The sequence below is a fragment of the Luteibacter sp. genome (genome assembly GCF_036500425.1).
Classification (GTDB): Bacteria; Pseudomonadota; Gammaproteobacteria; order Xanthomonadales; family Rhodanobacteraceae; genus Luteibacter.
On sequence record NZ_DASYCB010000002.1, the window covers coordinates 1 to 19,269 of the forward strand.

General features: G+C 64.9%; 15 protein-coding genes and 1 pseudogene. 7 read left to right on the forward strand and 9 right to left on the reverse strand.

Annotated elements, in window-relative coordinates; genetic code table 11:
- Positions 1-61 precede the first annotated feature (61 nt).
- The 5 genes from VGN46_RS00610 to VGN46_RS00630 form a co-directional block, all read right to left on the reverse strand.
- The gene (locus VGN46_RS00610; RefSeq protein WP_331639529.1) at positions 62-3,067 is read right to left on the reverse strand and encodes a TonB-dependent receptor plug domain-containing protein; all 3,006 of its coding nucleotides are present in this window, start codon (positions 3,065-3,067) and stop codon (positions 62-64) included.
- A gap of 130 nt (positions 3,068-3,197) precedes the next feature.
- Entirely contained in the window at positions 3,198-5,156 is a 1,959-nt protein-coding gene (locus VGN46_RS00615; protein ID WP_331639531.1) for an enterotoxin, read from the reverse strand.
- Between the two features lie 21 nt (positions 5,157-5,177).
- Positions 5,178-6,101: a 1-phosphofructokinase family hexose kinase gene (locus tag VGN46_RS00620; protein ID WP_331639533.1), complete on the reverse strand. Its 924-nt coding sequence runs from the start codon at positions 6,099-6,101 to the stop codon at positions 5,178-5,180.
- Complete coding sequence (locus VGN46_RS00625) at positions 6,098-7,021, reverse strand: carbohydrate kinase family protein (protein WP_331639534.1); 924 nt, start codon at positions 7,019-7,021, stop codon at positions 6,098-6,100. Before VGN46_RS00625 ends, VGN46_RS00620 begins: the two co-directional genes overlap by 4 nt.
- A complete protein-coding gene (locus VGN46_RS00630) occupies positions 7,018-8,193 on the reverse strand; it encodes a tagatose-6-phosphate ketose isomerase (protein ID WP_331639536.1) in 1,176 nt (391 codons plus the stop codon). Before VGN46_RS00630 ends, VGN46_RS00625 begins: the two co-directional genes overlap by 4 nt.
- Before the next feature lie 80 nt (positions 8,194-8,273).
- Between VGN46_RS00630 and VGN46_RS00635 the strand changes: the two genes are divergently transcribed.
- Genes VGN46_RS00635 through agaR form a run of 3 tightly spaced genes read left to right on the forward strand, consistent with a single transcriptional unit; the run spans position 8,274 to position 11,224 of the window.
- The gene (locus tag VGN46_RS00635; RefSeq protein WP_331639538.1) at positions 8,274-9,179 is read left to right on the forward strand and encodes a fructose-bisphosphate aldolase; all 906 of its coding nucleotides are present in this window, start codon (positions 8,274-8,276) and stop codon (positions 9,177-9,179) included.
- Between the two features lie 11 nt (positions 9,180-9,190).
- The gene (locus tag VGN46_RS00640; protein WP_331639541.1) at positions 9,191-10,411 is read left to right on the forward strand and encodes an amidohydrolase family protein; all 1,221 of its coding nucleotides are present in this window, start codon (positions 9,191-9,193) and stop codon (positions 10,409-10,411) included.
- A 9-nt stretch (positions 10,412-10,420) separates the two neighbouring features.
- Positions 10,421-11,224 (forward strand): transcriptional repressor AgaR, encoded by an 804-nt coding sequence (agaR, locus tag VGN46_RS00645; protein WP_331639543.1) that lies wholly within the window; start codon positions 10,421-10,423, stop codon positions 11,222-11,224.
- Positions 11,225-11,282: 58 nt separating this feature from the next.
- On the opposite strand, the gene VGN46_RS00650 is transcribed toward agaR, so the two are convergent.
- Positions 11,283-12,185, reverse strand: a complete 903-nt coding sequence (locus VGN46_RS00650) for a LysR family transcriptional regulator (protein WP_331639545.1) — start codon at positions 12,183-12,185, stop codon at positions 11,283-11,285.
- A 100-nt stretch (positions 12,186-12,285) separates the two neighbouring features.
- Here VGN46_RS00650 and VGN46_RS00655 point away from each other — a divergent pair, with 100 nt between their 5' ends.
- Complete coding sequence (locus tag VGN46_RS00655; RefSeq protein ID WP_331639547.1) at positions 12,286-13,470, forward strand: MFS transporter; 1,185 nt, start codon at positions 12,286-12,288, stop codon at positions 13,468-13,470.
- A 10-nt stretch (positions 13,471-13,480) separates the two neighbouring features.
- Here the strand turns inward: VGN46_RS00655 and VGN46_RS00660 are convergent, their stop codons facing one another.
- Positions 13,481-13,897, reverse strand: coding sequence for a hypothetical protein (locus VGN46_RS00660; protein WP_331639549.1), 417 nt, complete (start codon positions 13,895-13,897; stop codon positions 13,481-13,483).
- 133 nt (positions 13,898-14,030) lie between these two features.
- Here VGN46_RS00660 and VGN46_RS00665 point away from each other — a divergent pair, with 133 nt between their 5' ends.
- Positions 14,031-14,978, forward strand: a complete 948-nt coding sequence (locus VGN46_RS00665) for a DMT family transporter (protein WP_331639557.1) — start codon at positions 14,031-14,033, stop codon at positions 14,976-14,978.
- 76 nt (positions 14,979-15,054) lie between these two features.
- Here the strand turns inward: VGN46_RS00665 and VGN46_RS00670 are convergent, their stop codons facing one another.
- Positions 15,055-15,720 carry a DUF1345 domain-containing protein gene (locus VGN46_RS00670; protein WP_331639551.1) on the reverse strand — a complete coding sequence of 222 codons (666 nt, stop codon included), beginning with the start codon at positions 15,718-15,720 and terminating at the stop codon, positions 15,055-15,057.
- Positions 15,721-15,751: 31 nt separating this feature from the next.
- Entirely contained in the window at positions 15,752-18,133 is a 2,382-nt protein-coding gene (locus tag VGN46_RS00675) for a TonB-dependent receptor (protein WP_331639553.1), read from the reverse strand.
- A gap of 418 nt (positions 18,134-18,551) precedes the next feature.
- Here VGN46_RS00675 and VGN46_RS00680 point away from each other — a divergent pair, with 418 nt between their 5' ends.
- Entirely contained in the window at positions 18,552-19,124 is a 573-nt protein-coding gene (locus VGN46_RS00680) for a DUF6630 family protein (RefSeq protein WP_331639555.1), read from the forward strand.
- 19 nt (positions 19,125-19,143) lie between these two features.
- Positions 19,144-19,269: pseudogene (locus VGN46_RS00685) on the forward strand (23S rRNA (adenine(2030)-N(6))-methyltransferase RlmJ); the annotation flags it as partial.

Here is a 19,269-nt window from a genome sequence, read left to right on the forward strand (position 1 = left end):
GCGCGAAGGGGCTTGCCGCAAGCCCCTTCGCGCGCAAGCGCGCTCCTACAGGGGTACGGCCTCAGTAGTCGTAGGTGATGGAGAAACGCACGTAGCGAGGGTCCTGCAGGTACAGGGGGGTGCGGTAGAGGGGGTTCGGGGTGGCGGTGGCGTCCTGGTAGAGGTGCGGATTGATGCTCAATGTGGCTTGCTCGTTGGTCACGTTGAACACATCCAGGTTCAGGCCGAGCTTGTGCTGGGCGAAGGCCGGGGTCCAGTGCAGCCCGAGGTCGAGCTGGCGTTGCCAGGGCATGTTCCCGGTGGATCCCGGCGGTGCCGGGCGGCCGTTGCAGAAGTGGTAGTTGGAGTTGTAGCCAGCCGGATCGCTGTTGTCGTCACCAAACAGCCCGAGGCAGGTGGATGGGCTTCCCGATATCAGCGAAAGGTTGCCCGAGACCATCCATTCCTGGGTGATCTGCCAGTAGCCGTACATCTTCAGCTGGTGCTTGTGGTTGTTACCCTGCAAGCCGTTGCTGTAGACCATCAGCGCCGGGAAATCCCAGTCTTCGGACTGCGACGGGCCATCTGACTGCACGTTGGACTGGGTGAGCCCTTCGGTATTGCCGTAGCTTCGCGAGTAGGTGTAGTCGACGCGCCCGTACCACGTGCCGTCGAACGTGTGCTCCAGGAAGGTATCCAGCGCGTAGTAGTTACGCTTGATCTTCGGGAAGCCCATCTCGGCGTTGCTTAGCTTCACATCATGGGCGTTACCCTGCCCGTCGAGCACCACGAAGGTATTCGCCTTGCCCGGGTTGATCAGGTAACAGCTGTTCACCGACGCCGCGTCGATGCCCTGCGCGGCGGCCGCGTTGGTGATCCGGTCCACATCACAGAAGTCGTCAATACCGGTGCGCAGCACGCGGCGCGAGAGCTTGGCGCCGTAGACCCAGCGGTTGTCGATACTCTTGCTGAAGCCAAGCATGTACTCATCCTGGTACTCCGATTTCAGGCTCTTCGCCGTCACCGTGCGTGGATCCGGTGGCACACCAAACGCGTTGTTGGCCGAGACCGGGCCGGACAAGGCCGTGAGGCCGGTCGGCGTACCGTCGGCGCCGATGCCCGAATACGTGAAGTACTGAGTGGTGCTCGTGTAGCCGGCGGCGGCGCTTAACGCAGGTGCGAGCGGCGAGCCAAGGTAGTAGCGACCCGCATTGCCATACACCTTGAACGAGGCGTCGCCCTGCACGTCCCAACTGAAGCCCAGCCGCGGAGCCCATTGCGGTTTCGTCTGCGCGATATACGGCTGGCTGTCACTGTTGTAGTTGGTGAACTGGTCGTTGCGCAGGCCCAGCGAGAGCAACAGGCGGTCGGATGCCTGCCACTGGTCTTCGATGTACTGGGCGCGCTGGCTGCTCCGCACTGTTGCGACGGCCGAGGAAACGTTTTTCATCACGTAGTAGCCGCCGGCGCCATCGGCGGTGCTGTTCGGCGCAGCCACGCCGAGGCTCGGCGCCGGGCTGTTACCAGGCAGCATCGTGAAGCCGTACGACCACGAGTAACCCGGCCCGGAAGTCCGGGCGCCCTGGTCCTCGGCGGTGGACTGCAGGTTATCGATACCCGCGGTGATCGTGTGATCGCCAATGGCCCAGGCCAGGCTCACCCGCAGGTTATTCGAGCGGTTACCCTGGTTAGGATCGTAGATACTCGATACGGTCTGCCCTGCCGAACGCGGCGACCCGCCCGTGATCGCCGCGTTCTGGTTCTCCGTGCCACTGACGTAAGTGAGCGCATCGTTGTAACCGACGGGAGCCTCGAAATTGCGCGTGTGCATCTTGCCGTACTGCGCGCTCAAGGTCAGCGTGTCGGTGAGGTAGCCCGTGTATTTCGTGGTCCACAGGCTGCCGCCGGTCTTGATCGTATCCGCATGGCCGATCGGGGCGCCGCGCTGCAGCGCATTGAAGTCGTACTTGTAGATATCGCCGCTGGTTTCGCGCGTGTTCGATGCGCCGGTGACCTCGAGGATGTTGCTGTCCGAAATATTCCAGTCCAGCTTGGCGTACCACTTGGGCATCTTGTAGTCATACGAGGTATAGGGGCTGGTCGAAGTCACCGTACCCAGCCGGCTACCTTCGCTTTTCGCCCATTCGCCCGACGCGAAGAAGAACAGCTTATCCTTGATCAGCGGGCCGCCGACGTACGCGTCATACACCGTATTCCAGCTGCTGTTCCTGCTTCGCGGGGTATAAAGATTCCCGGCCACGGGCACCGGCGGTAAACCGTTCTGGTAGTAGGTATTGTCATACGACGCACGCAATGAAGCCGGATCCCAGCTGAGCTTGCCGCCGACATGCCAGTCATTGGTGCCGCGCTTGCCGACCATGTTCAGCACGCCGCCATCGGAGCGGCCGTACTGGGCGCTATAACCGCCCGTATAGACCTCCTGCTGGTCGATCGAGCCATAGGGCAGCGTCAGCCCGCCGGCAGCTTGCAACGGATCGGTCGTGTTGAAGCCGTTGATGTAGTAAGCGTTCTCGTTAGCTGCTGAACCGCCGAAGCTGATCAGCGATTGCCCTGTGGGGCCCGTGAACCCGCCTGCATTCCCGACCACACCCGGGGCGAGCCGCGCGGCGGCTTCCGCATTGAAGCCCAGCGGGAGCTTCGCCAGCTGCTGCGAGGTGATGACGGTGCGTGAATCGACGCTGGTGACATCGATCGGGGGCAAGGTACTGGCGGAGACAGACACGCCTTCGAGGTCTTGTGCGCCGCTAGCCACGACCGGCGCGCCGAACGAGACATCCGTCGCAGCGCCCACGCGCAACGCGACGTTTTGATGGCTTTGTACGGTCGCACCGCCCTTGCGCAGAGAGACGGTGTAACTACCCAGGGGCAACTGCGCGATCGCATAGCGTCCGCGCGTATCCACCGGCACATCGCGCTGGAAACCCGTGCCACTTTCGATGTGCACCGTATCACCGGTGCCTTGCGCGACCTGGCCGCTGATCGCCCCGGTCGTCGATTGCGCCAGTGCTCCCCCACTGGCCAGGCCCGCCGCGATCATCGCGGCCAGAACGCGCTTGCGATACCTCATGCCCTGCTCTCCCCATCTCATGAGCCACCCGGTCTGCCGGAATGGCGGCAACAGCCGTCCCTCGCGAAGGAGCCCCCGCGTTCGTGAAGTCGACCTGGTAACGCCCCCGCGACACGGGGGCGCGTGTGGTTTACGGCATCAGTTCGAGTGTCACCACCTGGAACGGCTGCAACGTCATCGTGGTCGGCGTATCCGCATCGAACGCTTGCGCGGGCTTAGCGGCGTCAGCCTTCCACGGGCTGCGCGCCTGAAAATGGTGTTTCGCCCCCGGTGGCAGTTCCAGTTGCCGGTCGAGGTCAACGACGAAGGCCTGTGCCTTGTCAGACGGATTGCGCAAGGTCAGGATGGCCTTGGCCGGTGTCCATGAAGCCCAGCCATAGATATCCAGCCGGCCAGGATCACCGCCGACCCAGTGCGTATCGCGTAGCACGCCGGCGTTCGTGCGCGACCAGCGCGCTGCCTCCGCCAGGGTGTCCCAGTCCTCGGTCGATAGCAGTTCCGGCGTGATGTACAGCTCTTGCAGGGCGGTGCCGCTGCCAAAGTATGAGTGCACTTCGTTGGCGAAATCGTGCCCCGGATCGGTATTCAGCTTGCGGTTCTCACGTGCGTAGATGATCCCGTGCAACATCAGCGAGTTCAGCGGAAACAGCGGGCCCTTCTCAACGATGTTGTGGTACGTCTCGCGGTCGCGATAGGTGATCCAGCGCTCGCGCTTGCTGCCGACGCCGACCAATTCGTCGTCTTCACCATCGCGCCAGATGGAATCGGCATACATCAGCCAGAACGGCGAGGCCAGCGTGCCGGTGGTGAGGTTGATGAAGAGGTCGGGTTTCGCGGCACGCAGGTCACCGATCAGGTGGATCGCGGCATCGAAATCGCTATCGAAAACGCTGCCAGGAAAGACCTTGTTGGCGTTACCCGTACCGTCGAACTTGAATTGGTTGACCCCGTTATCCTTCACCAGCGCCATGGTGACGTCGTGGAAGCGTTGGTAGTACTTCGGCCCCGACAGGGCCATGCCTTTGTCGACGATCTCGTAACCGGCCTCCGCGGCGCGCTTGGCGCGCTCCTTCGAGGGCGGACCATAACCGCCCCACGGCGAGAGCCACATGCCCGGCGCGGCGCCGTATGCTTTCGCTGCTTCCGCCAACGGCTTGAAGCCGCGCGGGAAATCCTTGCTGAACGCCCAACTGCCGCTGTAATCGTCCCAGCCATCATCGAACAGGAACGAATCGAGGGTCACGCCACGCTTGGTGGTGAGCTCATCGCCTATATGGTGGATACGCTCCAGCGCCTGCTGTTCGGTGTAAGGCGTGAAGTAGCCGATGTCGTACCACGAGTTGTAGTGCAGGAAGGTGCGATACGGATGGGCGCGCTCGCGCTCGATGTAGGTAAGGAAATCGCGACGGAGCTGGTTGTCGTGGGTGGCGCCGATGGCTGCCGAGTAGGTGACCGAGGTGCCCTTGCGCAGGGGTAGTTCGCGTTCGACCCACAGCTGGACCTTCGTGCCGCCGCTCACCAGGCTCTTCGATAGTGGATTTTCGAAGCCCAGCCAGTCATGGCCGGAAACCACCGGCGAGCCATCCACACTGCCGACCACCTCGGCGTCAGGGATCTTCGCCTGCAGCAGGTCGACGCGCCGTACAGGCTCATCAGCCTTCAGCGCGCTGATCGTGACGACTTCACGCAGGTAGTCCGAGCCATCGCGCTGCACCCACTCGACGTCAACACGGAAGCGCTGGTCTTTGTCGGTGAAGCGGGCTTGCAGCGCCTTGCCGGGGACGCGTTCCGAACCGCGCGATGCCTTGCGATCCGCCTTCAGCGTCACATCGCGCAACTTGCCATCCAGACGGAATTCATTCGGGCCGAGCACGCTGCCATCGGCCAGGGTGAGCTGGAACGGTACGGCGATCGGAAGCTCGCGCTGGTTGATGTGATCCGTCATGACCACGTCGGTGAGCCTGCCATCCGCGACCTTCCAGGCGAGGGTCATGTTGCCCGTGCCGAAGTCCGCCGCGCTCGCTAACGATGCCAGCGTCATCGCGCAGGCTGCCACCAGCGCGCGCACCTGAAACCCTGCCTTCCCCATCCATTCTCTCCCGAGCTGCTGCTATGAATGCCATGCTTCGACGCGGACGAGCGGCCGCAAGCCCTCCACCGTGTCGAGCCTTACGAATCCGGTTTCGTCACCCAGCGCGTTGGCCGCGCCGCAGGCCACGGCCAGGCGCAGGGCTTCGGCGAGGCCTTCGCCACGAACGAGCGACGCCATGAGGCCGCCAAGAAAGCAATCGCCCGAGCCGACGGCATTGCGCACGCCGTCGACCTGCAGGGATGCCTGCCAGATGCCGTGCGCGTCGACGCCCACGGCGCCCTGGCCGCCCATCGTCAACACAGCGTGGCGCACGCCGCGCGCGTGCAGCGCGCGAGCTACGGCTGTGGCATCGGCGAGGTTTGTCACAGGTGCGCCGAGCAAGTCGGACGCCTCGGCCGCATTCGGCTTCAATAGCCACGGCGAGGCATCGGCCGCAGCGCGTAACGCATCGCCGCTGGCGTCGATCGCGCATGGCAAGGGCAACTCCGTCGCCACCCGCGCGTAATAGTTGGCACCAAACCCCGCCGGCAAGCTGCCCGTGCAGACCAACGCCTCGCTTTCAACTGCCCAGTGCCGTAACACCTGGTCGAGCACGATGCGCGTGTCGTCACCCGGATCCTCACCGTGCTCGAGCACTTCGGTGATACGCCCGCTCTCCTCGCGAATCGCCAGGCACTGGCGCAGTGGCACGGGTGAGCGCACGGCGCGGAACGTGATGCCACGCAGGCGCAGGCGTTCACTGAATTCGGCCGCATGCGCATCGTCGCAGAGGCCCACCAGGGTCACCGGCATACCGAGCACCGCGAGCGTCTGGGCGACATGCACGCCCTTGCCGCCCGGCCGCTCATCTGCAGGCGTGGAACGATTCACCGTGCCGGGTCGCAACGCGAAGACATCGACGAGACGATCGATCGCGCTGTTGAAGCCGGCGACAGTGATCACGGGCGATCCCCCAGCAGGGCGAGCACGTCGCCCTCGTGTGCCTGGGCGGGCGTCCCGCCGAGCGCGCGCGTGGACAGCGCACCACAGGCAGCGGCCCAGCGCAGGCAGGCATCCAGTGGCTTGCGAGCAAGCCACGCATGGAGGAAGCCTGCGTTGAAGCTGTCACCCGCGCCGGTGGTGTCCACGGCATCGACCGCAAAGGTCGGCACGCGGAGAACGGCATCGCCGTGCAGCGTGAGGCAACCTTCGCTGCCATGCTTGATCACCACGGTCGGCCCGAGTGCGGCGAGCTGGCGCAAGGCCACTTCAACATCGTCAGTGGACGTCAGCGCGCAGGCTTCCACCGCGTTAGGCAGGAATACATCGACGAGGCGCAGGACCTCGCGCAGGCCGGCATCCCACGCACCACTCGGATCGAAACCCGGGTCGAGCGACACGGTCAGGCCTGCCGTGCGGGCGCGCGCCACGAGATCCGCGATGTCGCGCTGCAGTTTCGTCTGCAGGAAATACGACGAGATGTGCAGATGCGTCGCGCCTTGCAATACGGAGTCGGACACATCGGCACCGCACAGCTCGGCGATAGCACCAGGATAGGTCACCAGTGCGCGGTCGGTGGCCCCGGAGAGCGACACCGTCAGGCCGGTCGCATGCGACGCATCGACGATGACCGCGCACGTATCGATACCCGCCTCACGCAGCGCCGCCTCGCAATAACGGCCCCGCTCGTCCTCGCCCATCCGCCCCACGAACCGCACCGCGTCGCCGAGCTTCGCCAGGCCCAGCGCGCAGATCATCGACGAACTTCCGGGCACCTGGCTCGCGCCTCGGGCAAGCATCTCCGTGCCGAACACGGGCAAGACATCGATGCCCGTGAGGATCAGGTCGACGTTGATCTCACCGGCGACGACCACCGTATTCACGCGGCGCCATCCTCATGCAAGGTGAATGCGCCCACGACCCGGGTCAGCACGCCTTCCGACGGCGTATCCGGACGGTGGCCGAGCTGAAGGCAGCGAAAGAAGGCGAACAACTGGCCGACCACCGTGTGCACCAGCAATTGCTGGGCGGGCGGCAGCGCATACAGGCCGGGCAGATCCACGGCCAGGCCACGTTCGCCGGTGAGTTCCGGCGCGATGTCCTGGCCCACGATGATACGCGCGGCGCCAAGGCCTTTCGCGTCGAGTTCGCGTAGCAGATCGACTTCGTAGGCCCGCACCGCGGCCTCGCCCGACAGGTAAGCCACGAGCACGCCACCACGGTTCAGCCAGGCCATCGGCCCGTGGCGGAAACCTAGGAAGCTCTCCGCCAGCGTCACGGTATCGCCGCCACTCATCTCGAGCATCTTCAACGCGGATTCGCGCGCCGCGCCATAAGCGCCCGCGCTACCGAGGTAGACGGTCGTGTCGCGTTCACCCGCGGCGACGGCGGCAAGCGCATCGGCGTACACGTCGAACACGCGCTCGACCAGGGCCGCGGCGCCATCCGCCGGGCGTGTGGCGCCGAGCGCACTGCCGGCGAGCAGCATGTTGGTGAAGCTGCTGGTCATCACCAGGCTGCGATCGTTCGTACGCGGATCGAGCACGATGACATCCACGCGCGGTTCGGCCAGGTAACGCGTGGCGAGGCGACCTTCGGCGTTGCAGGTGACCACAAGGTGACGCCAGCCTGGCGCATGAGCCAGCACCGCATCCACCGCACCGATGCTTTCCGGGCTATCGCCTGAGCGGGCGATGGATACCAGCAGGCCATCGGGGCCGGGCAGCACGCCAGCGCGGTGGGTGAGCAGGTCGCCGGCCGGGATCGCCCGTGCCGGGATACCGAGCTCCGCCTGGAGCACGGGGGCAAGCGCTTCGCCCACGTAAACCGAGCTGCCCGAGCCGGTGAACGCCAGTTGGGCCGGGCGCGACACGGTGGCGCGATCCAGGACGGCGCGGAAGGCAGCCCCCTGCGAACCCGCCGTCGTCCGCCATGTGGCAGGCTGCTGCAGGATCTCGCGCAAGGTGTCGGCGTAGCCTAGTTCCCGCTGGCGGGCATCAGGCACGCCGCGCAGGCTGGCAAGGGACGGGACGGTTTCTTGGGAAGGGACGGTCATCAGGGGGCTTGACTTACGCTAGGTTGAAAACGAAAGATAACGAAACTTTCGATTGCAGAGTAGCCCCGAGGAATCACGACATGCAAGCCCCGACGCACGACACCCCCACACTCGCCAGCCTCGACCTGCCCCCGGGCAAGCGCACACGCCTGCAGCGCATGCTCTACGGACACGGCCCCGCCAACGGTACCCTGCTCGTCCTGCCGCTCGACCAGGGCCTGGAGCACGGGCCCACGGATTTCTTCCCGCACCCGCCGGCGCTCGATCCGAGCTACCAGTTCCGCCTGGCCGAGGCGGGCGGTTTCTCCGCGATCGCCCTGGGCATCGGCCTGGCCCAGAAGTACATCGGCCAGTACGCGGGTCGTGTGCCGCTGATCCTCAAGCTCAACGGCAAGACCAACATCCCCGACGACGGCGATGCCACCTCGCCGCAGTTCGCGTCGGTCGAGGATGCCGTGCGCCTGGGCGCCGATGCGGTCGGTTATACGCTTTACGTCGGCTCGCCGCGCCAGCACGATGAACTGCGCCAGCTGCGCAAGGTGCGCGAGGATTGCGACCGCTACGGCATGCCGCTGGTCCTGTGGTCGTACCCGCGCGGTGCGGCGATCGACGCCCGCGGTGGCAAGGGCTCGCTTTACGCCCAGGATTACGCGGCGCGCGTCGCGCTGGAAGTGGGCGCGGATATCGTGAAGCTGCACGAGCCAGATGATCGCCGCGATGGCGCGCCGGGCCCGTACGCCTCGCTCGACGAAGACGCGGCGGGTCGCACGTCGCGCGTCGTCCGCTCCGCGGGCCGCACCATCGTGCTGTTCTCCGGTGGCGAGAAGAACGACGACGATGACGCGGTGCTGCGCAAGGTGGAGTTCTATATGCAGCAGGGCGCGACCGGTGTGATGTTCGGCCGCAACATGTGGCTGCGCCCGTTCGACCAGGCCGTGGCGCTGACCCGCCAGGTGCATGAGATCATGAAGCGTTTCCCGCGTTAAAAGGCCTGGTGATGACCGACGACCGCCACGACGAGGCCTGGGCCGGCTGCCTATGCTGTTCACCGCCAGCGGCCCGTGGCTCGGCGGGCGGCGCCGCGAGCAAGAATCCGCTGGAAACCGCGCCGGTGAACGCGGATCTGCGCCTGGTCGATTTCGCCCCGCGCAGCATGTTGGCGCATGGCGGCACGCGCATCGAGACACCGCGCTTCCCGGTGATCGACATGCACACCCACCTGACCTGGATGAAAAACACGCGGGGTGGCGTGTCGCTGGGCGAAGACATGGTGCAGTTCGCCGCACCCGACGACCTTCTGCCGCTGATGGATCGCAAGGGCATTCGTTGCATGGTGAATCTCACCGGCGGCGTCGGTCGTGGGCTGGAAGATGCCATCGCTCGATTCGATCGCGCCGCGCCCGGTCGTTTTCTCACCCTCACCGAGCCCTCGTTCCACCTGTTCGGTGAACCCGGCTATCCCACCCTGCAGGCCGACGCGCTCGAGGCGGCCGCTCGCATCGGTGCCCGCGGCCTGAAGCTACTGAAGACGCTGGGCCTGTACCTGCGTGAGGGCATTGACCAGGGCGCGCTGGTCGGCCTCGATGATCCCCGCTTCGACCCGATGTGGGAGACCTGCGCGGCCCGCGGCCTGCCGGTGTTCCTGCATACCGCCGACCCGCTGGCCTTCTTCGAGCCGACCGACCGCCATAACGAACGTTATGAAGAGCTGGCCCAGCATCCGGACTGGTCGTTCTACGGCCGCGACTACCCCAGCCACGCCAGCCTGATGGCGGCCCGCGACCGGGTCATCGCCCGTCATCCCGGGACGACCTTCGTCCTGCTGCACGTGGGCAACCAGGGGGAGCGGCTTGATGACCTGGCCGAAACGCTATCCCGCTTTCCGAACACGTGGGTGGATATCAGCGCGCGGATCGGCGAACTGGGGCGCCAGCCGCGGCGCAGCCGGGCCTTCATCGAACGGTTCCAGGATCGCGTTCTGTTCGGCACCGACGCCGTGCCCCCGCCCTATGGCAATGCGGTTCCCCAGCAGTTGCTTTGCGACGAACTGTACGAAATCTACTATCGCTTCCTCGAGACCGAGGACGAGTATTTCGACTACGCCCCGGCCGTCACGCCACCCCAGGGGCGCTGGTCGATCTACGGGCTGGGCCTGTCTTCAGCTATTCTCCGCAAGATCTACCATGACAACGCGGCGCGGCTGTTGCGCCTGGACTAAAGCGAAGACATGAGCGAACGACGCGCGAAGACGCCGCCGAAGAAACTATTGATCGAAGAACGCCGCCGCGCCATCGTCGATCTCCTGCGCGAAGAAGGCCGCGTGACGGTCGATGACCTGGTCGCGCGCTACGGCGTGTCCGCCGTCACGATCCGTGGTGACCTCGAAGCCCTGGAGCTGGCCGGTTCGGCGAAGCGTTCGCACGGTGGTGCCGTCCCGGCGGAGCCTTCCCCCCAGGACGTGCCACTGCCGATCAAGGAAACCCGGCGTTTGGCCGAGAAGCGTCGCATCGGCGATGCGGCCGCGCGCATGGTCGCCGATGGCGAAACGATCATCCTCGACTCGGGTTCCACCACGGTGGAAATCGCCCGCTGCATCCGCCAGCGCAAGTGGAGCTCGCTCACGGTCATCACCAACGCGCTGAACATCGCGCTGGAACTCAGTGGCCTGCCCACCGTGCGCGTCATGATGCTCGGCGGCATGCTGCGCCAGACCTCGTATTCCCTGGTCGGCGTCGACGCGGAGCGCGCCCTCTCCCGCCTCTCGGCTGATCGTCTGTTCCTGGGCGTGGATGGCCTCGATACAAAGGTGGGCGTGACGACACCCGATCCCCAGGAAGCCAGCCTCAACGCCATGATGGTGAAGTGTTCGCGCGAAGTGATCGCCGTGCTCGACGCCAGCAAGATCGGCCAGCGCAGCCTCGCCGTCATTACCCCCATCAGCGGCCTCAATGTCGTGATCACCGACACCAGCGCGCCCAAGGAAGCCATCCACGCGCTGCGCGAACAAGGCGTCGAAGTCCAGCTCGTGTAGGAGCGCGCCTGCGCGCGATACACGCTGCAGCAGGCCCCGGTCGCGCGCAAGCGCGCTCCTACAGGGTGCCGTCCGGGAACATGTGTTCGCTGAAGAAATCGATGAAGACGCGGAGCTTGGGAAGGACGTGGCGGCCGGATGGCCACAGCAGGTGGAAGCTGCTGGAGGCGTCGAGGTAGTCATCGAGGATCGTTACCACGGCGCCACTTGCGAGCGCGTGCCGCGCGGAATGATCGGGCACGAAGGCGATGCCGTGGCCGCGTGCGGCGAAGTGCACGCGGCTCTGGATGTCGTTGCATACGAGCGATTCAGGCAGGCGCAGTTCCGTGCCGCCACGCAGCGGCCAGATCTCGAGCCGACCCGTGCTTGGGTAGCGGTAATGCATGCATTTGTGCCGCATCAGATCCGCCGGTGCGCGCGGCGTGCCGTGCTCGCGCAGGTAGGCGGGCGATGCGATGAGGTACCGGTTGAAGCTACCGAGGTAGCGGCCGGCGAGGCGAGAGTCCACCGGCTCGCCGACGCGCAGCACCGCATCGAAACCTTCTTCGACCACATCGACCATGCGATCGGTGAAGTCGAGATCGAGCGCTATATCGGGATATGCCACGACAAAGTCCGCGAGCAAGGGCAACACCAGATCATTCACCGTGGGCAAGCTCACACGCAGGCGTCCCTGCGGGTTGCCGACCCGCTCGGAGAGTTCCGTCTTCGCTGCTTCCGCTTCAGCCAGGATCCGACGGCAACGGGCGAGGAACAGATGCCCTTCTGCAGTCAGCGTGACGCTGCGCGTGCTGCGGTGGAACAGGCGCACGCCCAGCGAGGCTTCCAGGCGGGCGATGCTCTTGCCCACGGCGGCGGCCGACACACCGAGGGCTCGCCCGGCATCTACGAAGCTGCGGGTTTCCGCCACACGAACGAAGGTATGCAGGCTGCCTAAGCTATCCACGCGGGAATTCCCCATTACGGACATTTCTGTCAGGTATGAGCCGAACTCTACCCGTCTTTATCCGTTATGACAGCCCACTTACGCTTGCGGCCATTGTTTTCCAAGGAGATTCCCCATGACCCGGATGCAGCCCGAAGCGACGGCCGTCCCCCTTCCCTTTCCCTGGATAGGTTTGCTCTGCCTGGCCGCAGCCGGCTTCATCACGATCATCACCGAGGCCCTCCCCGCCGGCCTGCTACCCACCATGAGCGTTAGCCTAGGGGTGAGCCAGGCACTGATCGGCCAGTTGGTGACGGTGTATGCCCTGGGGTCGGTACTTGCGGCCATTCCGGTCGTGGCGCATACGCGGCGCTTCAACCGGCGTCCATTGCTGCTCACGGCGATCGCCGGATTCGCCGTCGCGAACACGATCACCGCGCTTTCCGGCTCGTATGCGTTGATCCTTGTCGCGCGCTTCGTCGCCGGCATCAGTGGTGGCCTGCTGTGGGCACTGGTTGCCGGTCACGCGCTGCGCATGGTCCCCGGCGAGCGTCAGGGCCGCGCCATGGCGGTGGCCCTGGTCGGTGCACCCCTGGCCCTGTCGCTGGGCATCCCGGCAGGAACGTGGCTGGGTAACGCCATCGGTTGGCGCGCGACCTTCGGCATCATGTCGGCCTTCAGCGTGGGTTTGTTCGCCTGGGCTCGCTTCGCTCTGCCGGATTTCGCGGGTCTGGCGAACCCCGGTCCGCTGCGCCTGCGCAAGGTGATCGCCCTGCCCGGCGTAGGCCAGGTGCTCGGCACCTTGCTGGTCTTCATCCTGGCCCACAACACGATCTACACCTACATCGCGCCGCTCGTCGCAATGGCCGGTGCTGGCGCCGCCGTCGACCGCTACCTGCTGGTGTTTGGTCTCGCGTCGGTCGCCGGTATCTGGCTGGCCGGCGCGTTCGGCGACAGGCATATGCGTCGGCTCGTCGTAGGCGGTGTCGTCGCGTTCCTGGGGTCGGCGCTGGCCATCGGCCTATTCCCGCATGCATTGCCCGTGCTGGCCGTGGCGCTGGCGGTGTGGGGTCTCGGCTTTGGCGCCACGCCGACGCTGTTGCAGACCGCACTGTCGCGGAACGCCGGTGAATCGGCCGATGTCGCCCAATCGCTGCTGGTCACCGGCTGGAACCTCGCGTTGGCCCTCGGCGGGATCCTGGGCGGAGCCGTACTCGATCGCGCCGGCGCTGGCGCGCTGGCGTGGAGCACCCTGCCACTGATCGTGGTAGCGCTCGTCACCGCGTGGCGGCCGATGGCATGGCGCCGCCAGGCCGCCTGAGCGCGGTGTATCAGGTACCGTCGACCGGCACTTCCTTTACGTCACGCACGCTGTAGACATCGATCGCGTACGGGGCGCTGGCATCACCGGTCGATTTGAAGCGGCCGGACACCGTGGCGTCGGCGCGCGTGTTTTTATCGGAAAGGACGCGGCGGAAGCTCGATACGTCGCGCTTTCTACCGTTGCCATCGTCAAGGGTTAACGCCACGCCGGCCTGGCACTGGGCATCGGCGAGCGTGGTGGTCTTGCCCTCGCTGCTGGCGACGCCACGGACGGTCACGGTCGTTCCGACGTAGCGCGCCGCGGTGCCAAGCACCGTGCACAGGCTGTCGGGCGGCGTCTCGTCACCCCGCGCCATGGCCGGGCTGGTGGCGAATACAAGACCCAGGGCGACTCCCGTCACCCGGATGAAGGTTGGCACGTTCATGCGAATTCCCCCGTTGTCACGGGCCCCGAAGGCCCTGCCGTTTGGACGGCTGAACGGAAGATGGCCTCGTTGCGGCATCGCGTCAATAAGAAAAATGGGCAGTAGGCAGCGGAAACGGCGCCGATTTGCCATGATGGGCGTTTATCCGGGAACCGCTGACGTGGACGGCAAGGCAAATCTTCCCCTGGGCATCCTTTACGGCGTGGCGGCGGGCGCCCTCTGGGGTACCGTCTTCGTCGCCCCCGCCCTGGGTAGCGACTTCACCGGCCTGCAACTCGCCGCCGGCCGCTACCTCGTGTACGGCCTGATCTCCGCGGTCCTGCTGATTCCCCGCTGGCCGCAGCTCCGTACGTGGCTGGATCGCACGCATGTGCGGGCCCTGGTCGGTCTTAGCCTGCTAGCCAATATCGTTTACTACGTGGCGCTCGCCACCGCCGTGCAGTGGGGTGGCGTGGCCATGGCTTCACTCGTCATTGGCTTCTTGCCGGTGGCCGTGACCATCGTCGGCAGCCGTGCGGTAGGCGCCGTGCCGCTGCGGCGCCTCATGCCTTCGCTGCTGTTCAGTGCCATTGCCATCGGGTGCATTGGCTGGCAGGCACTCACCGGTGGTGGCGCGTTCGAATGGCGCCGCGTCGTCGGCTTTCTCTGCGCGGTCACCGCCCTGGTCTCGTGGACGATCTACGCGCTACGCAATGCGCGCTGGCTGCACAGACTGCCGCACGTCTCAGCACACGACTGGAACCTGCTCACGGGACTTGTCACCGGCGCCTTATCGCTGCTCCTGGTACCCGCCGCGCTGTATTTCGATAGCACGCAGCATAGCGTTGGCGCCTGGACCCGCTTCGCGGCCATCAGCGCTGGCATGGCCGTATTCGCCTCCATCCTGGGCAATAGCTTCTGGAACCGCATGAGCCGGATGCTGCCGCTGACCCTGGTCGGTCAGATGATCCTGTTCGAAACCCTGTTCGCGTTGCTCTATGGCTTCGCGTGGGAATCCCGTCTTCCCGTGCTCACCGAATGGGTCGCCATGGCCTGCGTTGCCACGAGCGTCGTCCTCTGCCTGCACGCCCACCGCCGCTGACACCACGACCCCCTGTAGGAGCGCGCTTGCGCGCGATCTACGTTGTCGCAAGCACCCATCGTGCGCAAGCGCGCTCCTACGCCTTGCCTGCGGCGATGTTCACGCTGATCGCGATGATGAATACGTTGAAGAAGAACGCGATGACGCTGTGCATCAATGCGAAGCGGCGTAAGTAACGCGTGTTGATCTGCACATCGGAGACCTGGAAGGTCATCCCGATGGTGAACGAGAAATAGGCGAAGTCCCAATAATCCGGTGCTTCATCGCCCGGAAAATCCAGGCCTTTGTGCTGCTCGCCGAAATTGCCGTAGAAGCCGTGCGCATAGTGCAGCGCGAACAGCGTATTCATGAACGCCCACGCAAGGATGATGGTGGCAGCGGCAATCGCAATCGCGACGGCGCCGCCCTTCTGCGCCGACTCGAGTTCGGTGCTTACCGCCACCAGCACGGCCGCTGACACCACCACACCCGACAACAAGGTGCTCCATCGGCCCACATCCTGGATGCGCGCCTCATCGCGCATGGCCGACGGGCTGGCGTGATGAAACGTACGCGCGATCAGGGCGAGGTAGAGCAGCGCACCCAGATCGAAGCCGAGCATGAAACTCAGTGCGTGCGGCAAGCGGGTGCATTCAAGGATGCCGACGGTCGCCGCGGCGACTACGGTACCCGTCAGGAGGCGGGGCCGTGCCTTGAGGTAACGGCGGCCCCACCAGGGGGAAGAGGATGGCTGGCTGGTCATGGGCCGGACTATAGCCGGACTGCGGGCGCTCCTACAGGCGGTACGTGACGCTGGCGTAGTAGTAGCGGCCGTTCCAGCTTAGTGGCGAGAACAGGCTGTACTTGAAGTTGCCGCTGGTGGAATTCGCATATTTCACCTGCTCGGGGCGTGCATTCGTCACGTTGTCGGCACCCGCAGTGAAGGTCCACTGATCGAGCGTGTAGTCGGCAGAGAGGTCCAGCGTCCAGCGATGGTCGAAGTTCTGGTCCAGCGCGGGGCCGCTGTTGCTGTACACCGTGTAGCTTCCGTAACGCTGGACGTTGGCATGCGCCCCCCAGCGCTTATGCAGGTAATCCAGCCCCAGGTCGAGCTTGGTACGCGGGTTGGTATCGCCGAGCAGGCCAAGGCGCTCGCGGCGCTCTACACGTTGCACGGCCACGCCGAGTTCGTTCAGGATCGCCGGGTTGTCCTTCACCCTGGTGACTTCGTTCTCGTTGTACGCCCAGCTCACCGTCGTGTTCAGGTGATCGCCATTCGAGAAGTCAAAGCCGTACTGGCTGACGACGTCGAGTCCGCGCGTACGGGTATCCACGGCGTTGGTGAAGTAGCGGATCGACTGGTAGTTCGCATCCACGCCGTGGGCGAGGAGGTACGCGTTCACCGCCGGCGTGTTGACCGGGATATTGGACGACAGGTTGATACGGTTGCTGATCTTGATCCAATAGGCATCGACGCTCACATTCCAGCCTCGCAGCGGTTCAAGCACAAGACCCAGCGTGGCGCTGCGCGACTTTTCCGGCTTCAGCGACTGCGCGCCAAGCAGGCTGGCTGCGGACGCATCCACCGGGAACGTGCCGGATTGCACCAGGACCTGGCCCTGCCCCAGATCCTGCAACTGCGAGGAAATATCCGCGTAGTGCTGCTGGACCAGGGTCGGTGCGCGGAAGCCTGTGCCGATGCTGCCGCGCACGGCGACGCGAGGGGTGAAGTCGAAGCGGCCCGACAGCGAGCCCGAGGTGGTCCCGCCAAAATCGCTGTAATGCTCGTGGCGACCCGCCAGCGATACCGCAAAGCGATCGGTGAGGTTGGTCTCCAGGTCGACATATTCGGCGACGTCATGGCGCTGCCACTGACCTTGCAGGTCACCGGTGATGCCCCCGTTCGGACCGTACTGCGATACGGCATCACCCGGGGTCACCTTGTAAGCCTGGCGCAGGTATTCCAGACCCAACGACACGCTCACCGAGTTCGGCAGCCAAGAGGGCGTGAACTCCTTGCTGATATCGACGTTACCGGTCTGCTGTTGGGTCTTGTAATCGGCCCCCTGGATAAAGAACGGTGTATAGCCGTAGGCCTTGTACCAGTCGGCATTAATCGCGTGGCTGCGCTGGTCGTACTCGTTGGAGCCATGCGTGGCCGATACGTCGTAGCGCCAGCCGTCGCCGAGCTCGCCACGCAGGCCCGCGGTCAGCGTGGTGTCGTTGACGATCGGGATGCTGATCGGCAGATACCCCTGCGGGTAGATGGACGGAACATTGGTCGAGTCACCGCGGTGACGGTAAAGGCTCGCCGTTTCATCGCGATCGCGACGGTAGATCGCGGTGAAGTACACCTCCGCCGCCTTGCTGAAGGCGTACTGCCCCGTCAACGAAACCTTGTTCGACTGCACCGCCGGGTCGCCAAGCCAGTACACCTTCTTCCCGTAGGTGGTCCCGACGGCGGAACTGCTGCGATCAAGACCTGCTCGGTTGGTACCGTCATTGTTCTGCGTATCGATCGCCACGTGGATCGAACCCTTGTCACCCAGCTTGAACCCGGTGTCCGCGCTGAGTTGGCGCTGCAGGCCATCGCCCGCATCGTAGCCGCCGAACTTCGCCGTGACCTGGCCACCTTCGCCGCCCTTCTTCAGGATCACGTTGATCACGCCGCCGATGGCATCGGAGCCGTAGCGAGCGGACTGGCCATCCCGCAGCACCTCGATGCGCTCGATCGCGGAGATCGGGATCGCGTTGAGGTCCACGGGATTTGAACCACGGCCAATCGCGCCACCCAGGTTCAGGAACGCGCCCGCGTGCTGGCGCTTGCCGTCGATCAGGACCAACACCTGGTCCGGGCTCAGGCCGCGCAGGGTCACGGGCCGGGCCACTTCCGCACCGCTGATGGTGGTGGGCTGCGGGAAACTCAGCGATGGGACCAGGCGCGCCAATGCAGCCGTGAGCTGGGTTGCCCCGCTCTGCTGGAGCTGCTGCGGCGTGATCACATCGATCGGCTGCAATGAACTCGATACGGTGCGTTCGCTGCTCCGCGTACCGGTGACGATCACGGTATCCAGGTTGCTGGCGTGGCCGGCATCCTGGGCCTGCGCCACGTTGGCTAGAGCGAACGAAACAGCGAGAAATAACGGCGCGCGGCCGCCGTGGAAACGGTGGGACATGAGGTGCGGTTCCCCTGGGGAAATGAACGAAAGCAACGAGCGCCCGCGGCGGCGCACGGGCGCCACCAGGGTTACGAAGGTATGGACGGCAGGGACGGCGACGCAGGCCGCGGGCGAACCCGCGGCGTGTCGTGCGTCAGCGCGTTACAAGCGTGGAGATGGCGCCAGGATCAGCCCAGGCAACAACAACACACGCACGCCACGAGACATCGCGGCATAGCCGCAGAGATGTTCGGGAGGTTGGGCGTGTTGGTGTTGTGTGTGTTCACTGGGAGGTTGGATCGCCTGGCTGTTGCCGCCCGAAGGCGGTGGATGGCAGTGGGCTGCGGCCGTGGAACAAAATGCCGCGCGCCCTTTGTTGCACCGCGTCGTGCATTTGTCAACTAAGCAAAGTTTGCCAAACCGATGACGGGTGCCTATGTCATCATTCGCATCGACCTACGAGGCCTTCCCCATGAGCAACTACGACGACGATTATGACTACGAACGCGAGCACGATGATGAGGATGACGACGATAGCGTCGAATCCCACATCTGGCAGCTTTTGCTCCTGATCAACCCAGGCGATGGGGAAGGCGCGCTTCGACAATTCACAGCCTATCGCGAGACGGTCGGTGAGGAAGGCGATGACGACCCGATTCGCATCGTGGCGCAGGTCACCGACTGGCAGGCCAGCTTTGAGGTGGAGGCGGACGACACCCGCACGTTGATCGATGCCATCAATGAACTGGTGTCGCGCTGGAGTGAGGTGGAAATCGACTGGGGCGGCGACCCTGGAGATGACGAGTTTCACGAAGACATCGACGGGCCGGAGATCTTTTCGCGCGCGTTCGATTCACTCAACGAGCGTGGCTACACATTGTGGGCGCGCGAGGCTGAGGAAGATGACATGTACGCGGGTTGGATCACCTCGTCGCGCGATGACGAGGCCATGCGACAGCTGGCGACCGTACTTGGCGTGAACCTGCGTTTGGGTCGCGACGTTACCTAGCAGCAGGTATAATCGCGGCATGAACTATCGCCACGCCTACCACGCCGGCAACTTCGCCGATGTCATGAAGCACATGGTGCTCGTGGCCCTGCTCGATGCCATGAAGCAGAAAAACACCCCCTTCTGCTACATCGAAACCCACGCC

What these genes read in the sequence shown, in the direction of transcription:
- VGN46_RS00610 (WP_331639529.1), bottom strand. Translation starts at nt 3,067, where the DNA reads ATGAGGTATCGCAAGCGCGTTCTGGCCGCGATGATCGCGGCGGGCCTG.
- VGN46_RS00615 (WP_331639531.1), bottom strand. Translation starts at nt 5,156, where the DNA reads ATGGGGAAGGCAGGGTTTCAGGTGCGCGCGCTGGTGGCAGCCTGCGCG.
- VGN46_RS00630 (WP_331639536.1), bottom strand. Translation starts at nt 8,193, where the DNA reads ATGACCGTCCCTTCCCAAGAAACCGTCCCGTCCCTTGCCAGCCTGCGC.
- VGN46_RS00635 (WP_331639538.1), top strand. Translation starts at nt 8,274, where the DNA reads ATGCAAGCCCCGACGCACGACACCCCCACACTCGCCAGCCTCGACCTG.
- VGN46_RS00640 (WP_331639541.1), top strand. Translation starts at nt 9,191, where the DNA reads ATGACCGACGACCGCCACGACGAGGCCTGGGCCGGCTGCCTATGCTGT.
- agaR (WP_331639543.1), top strand. Translation starts at nt 10,421, where the DNA reads ATGAGCGAACGACGCGCGAAGACGCCGCCGAAGAAACTATTGATCGAA.
- VGN46_RS00650 (WP_331639545.1), bottom strand. Translation starts at nt 12,185, where the DNA reads ATGGGGAATTCCCGCGTGGATAGCTTAGGCAGCCTGCATACCTTCGTT.
- VGN46_RS00655 (WP_331639547.1), top strand. Translation starts at nt 12,286, where the DNA reads ATGACCCGGATGCAGCCCGAAGCGACGGCCGTCCCCCTTCCCTTTCCC.
- VGN46_RS00660 (WP_331639549.1), bottom strand. Translation starts at nt 13,897, where the DNA reads ATGAACGTGCCAACCTTCATCCGGGTGACGGGAGTCGCCCTGGGTCTT.
- VGN46_RS00665 (WP_331639557.1), top strand. Translation starts at nt 14,031, where the DNA reads ATGGGCGTTTATCCGGGAACCGCTGACGTGGACGGCAAGGCAAATCTT.
- VGN46_RS00670 (WP_331639551.1), bottom strand. Translation starts at nt 15,720, where the DNA reads ATGACCAGCCAGCCATCCTCTTCCCCCTGGTGGGGCCGCCGTTACCTC.
- VGN46_RS00675 (WP_331639553.1), bottom strand. Translation starts at nt 18,133, where the DNA reads ATGTCCCACCGTTTCCACGGCGGCCGCGCGCCGTTATTTCTCGCTGTT.
- VGN46_RS00680 (WP_331639555.1), top strand. Translation starts at nt 18,552, where the DNA reads ATGTCATCATTCGCATCGACCTACGAGGCCTTCCCCATGAGCAACTAC.